This window comes from Pseudomonas sp. KCJK9000 (assembly GCF_046230725.1).
GTDB lineage: Bacteria > Pseudomonadota > Gammaproteobacteria > Pseudomonadales > Pseudomonadaceae > Aquipseudomonas > Aquipseudomonas promysalinigenes.
In genome coordinates this window covers 1-1311 of sequence record NZ_JBJJLN010000128.1, presented here as the reverse complement: position 1 = coordinate 1311, position 1311 = coordinate 1, and the positions used below count along the sequence as shown (strand labels likewise).

The following is a 1311-nucleotide window of genomic DNA, read 5'->3' as shown; positions in this document are numbered from 1 at the left end:
GGTCTGGTATTCCGAACGGGTCAGGCCGATGGATACCTTGTTACCGGTGCCGAGGAAGTTGGTCTGGCTGATCGAGCCACCCAGGATCAGGCCCGCACTCTGGGCGAAACCGACACTGGCGGTGATCGAGCCGGAAGCTTGCTCTTCGACACTGTAGTTGACGTCGACCTGGTCGTCGGTGCCTGGCACGGCAGGGGTTTCGACGTTGACTTCCTTGAAGAAGCCCAGGCGCTCCAGACGGGTCTTGGACTGGTCGATCAGGTAGGTCGACGCCCAGCCACCTTCCATCTGGCGCATCTCGCGGCGCAGCACTTCGTCTTCGGTCTTGGTGTTGCCGCGGTAGTTGATACGGTTGACGTACGCGCGCTTGCCAGGGTCCACCACGAACATGATGTCGACGGTATGGTCCTGATCGTTGGGCTGCGGCACGCCGTTGACGTTGGCGAAGGTATAGCCTTCGTTGCCCAGGCGACGGGTGATCAGCTCGGAGGTGGTAGTCATCACCTTGCGCGAGAACACCTGGCCAGGCTGCACCAGCAGCAGCGACTTGACCTGGTCTTCCGGCACCTTGAGGTCACCCGACAGCTTCACGTCGCGAACGGTGTACTTTTCGCCTTCGTTGACGTTGACGGTGATGTAGACGTGCTTCTTGTCCGGGGTGATCGACACCTGGGTAGAGGCGATGTCCATGTTGATGTAGCCGCGGTCCAGGTAGTAGGAACGCAGGCGTTCCAGGTCACCGGACAGTTTTTCGCGGGCGTACTTGTCGTCGTTCTTGAAGAACGACAACCAGTTGGTGGTCTTTAGCTCGAACAGCTGCTGCAGCTCTTCGTCGCTGAACACCGTGTTGCCAACAATGTTGATGTGCTGGATGGCAGCGACGGTGCCTTCGTTGATCTTGATCTTCAGGGCTACGCGGTTGCGCGGCTGGGGCACCACTTCGGCGTCCACCTCGGCCGAGTAGCGGCCCTGGGCAACGTACTGGCGCTGCAGCTCGTTGCGCACGCCTTCGAGGGTGGCACGCTGGAAGATCTCGCCCTCAGCCAGGCCCGACTGCTTCAGGCCCTTCATCAGGTCGTCGGTGCTGATCGCCTTGTTGCCTTCAATCTCGATGCTCGACACCGACGGGCGCTCGACCACGTTGATGATCAGTACATTACCGTCGCGGTTGAGCTGAATGTCCTGGAAGAAGCCAGTCTTGAACAGCGAGCGGGTGGAGTCCACCAGACGCTTGTCGTCGGCCTGGTCGCCAACGTTCAGCGGCAAAGCGCCAAACACGCTGCCAGCGGATACCCGCTGCAGGCCGTTGAC

At 60.6% G+C, this 1311-nt stretch carries 1 protein-coding gene; it reads right to left on the bottom strand.

Features of this window, described 5'->3' with window-relative positions; genetic code table 11:
- The coding region (gene bamA, locus ACK59H_RS22915; RefSeq protein ID WP_409264985.1) for an outer membrane protein assembly factor BamA at nucleotides 1-1311 on the bottom strand (1311 nt) is incomplete at both ends.